This is a genomic window from Microcystis sp. M53603_WE2 (assembly GCF_030065435.1).
This window is the reverse complement of sequence record NZ_JASJFF010000369.1, coordinates 1-1,949: the sequence shown is the minus strand read 5'-3', so window position 1 is coordinate 1,949 and position 1,949 is coordinate 1. Positions and strand designations below refer to the sequence as shown.

Here is a 1,949-nt window from a genome sequence, read left to right as displayed (position 1 = left end):
TTGTCCTGTCTCCGTCAAATCCAGTGATGGGAAGTGGGGAAGTGGGAAGTAGGAAGTGGGAAATGGGGAGATGGGGTGTGGGGTGTGGGGTGTGGGGTGTGGGGTGTGGGGTGTGGGGAGAATAAATAAAATAATCTCCTATCTCCTGACTCCTATCTCCTGACTCCTATCTCCTATCTCCTGACTCCTGACTCCTATCTCCTATCTCCTGACTCCTATCTCCTGACTCCTGACTCCTATCTCCTGACTCCTGACTCCTATCTCCTGACTCCTGACTCCTGAATCCTGAATCCTGACTCCACCAACAAACTTTGTCAGCAAACCCTAATTATAAATAGACTTTTAATAACCAAAGAAAGAAAGGAATAGTCAGAAAACTAGCAAGGGTAGTGACCACAACTGTGCGGGCCATCAAAGCGGCCGAACCACCGAATTCTGTGACTAAAATGACAGTATTAACGGCGGTGGGCATGGCACTTTGTAGGATGAGAATTTTTAGATCCATACCGGTTAATCCTAAACTATTGCCGATCGCAAATGCCAAAAGAGGAGCGACTAAAAGACGCAAACCGGCTCCTAATAATTCTAATTTACCGATCGCTAATTTTTGCTGAGATAATTGGATACCTAGGATAATTAAAGCCAAAGGAATTGCCGCTTGTCCTAGATAGCTAACACTTTTATCTAATTGCAGGGGAAGATGAAAAGAGAAAGTTTGAAAGCTAATGCCGATAAAAATTGACCAGATTAAGGGCAATTGAAAAACTAAGCGAAATCCTGAAAGAAAGCTTTTTCCTCGCAAATAAGCGGGACTAATACCAAATAAAAGAATACTAGAGCCAATCATATAGATTATCGCTCTTTCCAGTCCAGCCGCACCCAGGGCGAAACTAGCCACAGGTAAACCCATATTACCGTTATTGGGCATCACGGCGGCAGCCATGAGGCTTTTGCGGGTATCAGCATCGAGACTGAGACAATAGGCGATAATTTCGACGACAATCACTATTACCAGTGAAATAAGGGCAAAGCCTAGGAGAATTAAACCGATATTGCTGCCGGATAAAGTGGTGCGATAGAGTCCATCAATCACCAAAGCGGGAGCAAGAATATACACCGTGATTTGGGAAAGGGAATGCACTTCAACAGTGAGAACTTTTCCTGCTATCACACCGATGAGGATGATAAAACCCACTGGAATAATAGCGGAGAGGATGACAAGCATTAATCAGGTAAAAAGTAAATAGTAAACAGAAAAAAGGCTCTTCGGTTTGTCTTATGCAACATACAGGATTATAAGAGATGAAACCCTTATAGAGAGAGACATTGCTGAGATTTTTGTCAATTGTTTTCGATCTAGAGCGAACTAATCAATTAAATCTCTTGCCAGATAAGGATTTAGTCGATTTATGACACCCTACCGAACCATACCAAGTAACGAAGAACCAGAAAACAAAGCGTGGTTAGGAATAAATCTTGGTAGAGGTATTTCTGGTTTCATTGTTCCCGAACAATATGAACTTTATGGAACAGAGGCTCGTATTGACAATTCTGGAAATAGAATAGTTTCTCCAAATAATTGTTTATGGTTAACCAACTTAGACACATCAAAACGACAGGAAGATATGGCTCTGACAAAAAGATATTTTGGCAATGAAGCTGAATATCCAAAATATGACAATTATGATGGAATTAATGTCAATAAAACCCAAGACATTCCCTTAGACTTCAAGGGGGTTATGGGTGTACCAATAACATTTTTACATAAATTCAATCCCGACCAATTTGAAATAATTAAATTCAGGAAGGGGAATGATGATAAAGATTTATCAGTAAATGGGAAATGTCCTTATTTTAGAATACTAATCAAGAATAAACGAATCCAAACTGAATATATTGATTTAACAGGGTAAGCGCATCTTAACAATCCTTGACAAAATGAACTTTAT

General features: G+C 40.3%; 1 protein-coding gene and 1 pseudogene. One reads left to right on the top strand and one right to left on the bottom strand.

What is annotated here, in order from left to right; all coding sequences use genetic code 11:
• Nucleotides 1-328: 328 nt before the first annotated feature.
• Nucleotides 329-1,225, bottom strand: coding sequence for an AEC family transporter (locus PX481_RS07900; protein ID WP_002761395.1), 897 nt, complete (start codon nucleotides 1,223-1,225; stop codon nucleotides 329-331).
• 223 nt (nucleotides 1,226-1,448) lie between these two features.
• On the opposite strand from PX481_RS07900, the pseudogene PX481_RS07895 reads away from it, so the two are divergent.
• Nucleotides 1,449-1,913, top strand: a pseudogene (locus tag PX481_RS07895) (adenine-specific methyltransferase EcoRI family protein); the annotation flags it as partial.
• Nucleotides 1,914-1,949 lie beyond the last annotated feature (36 nt).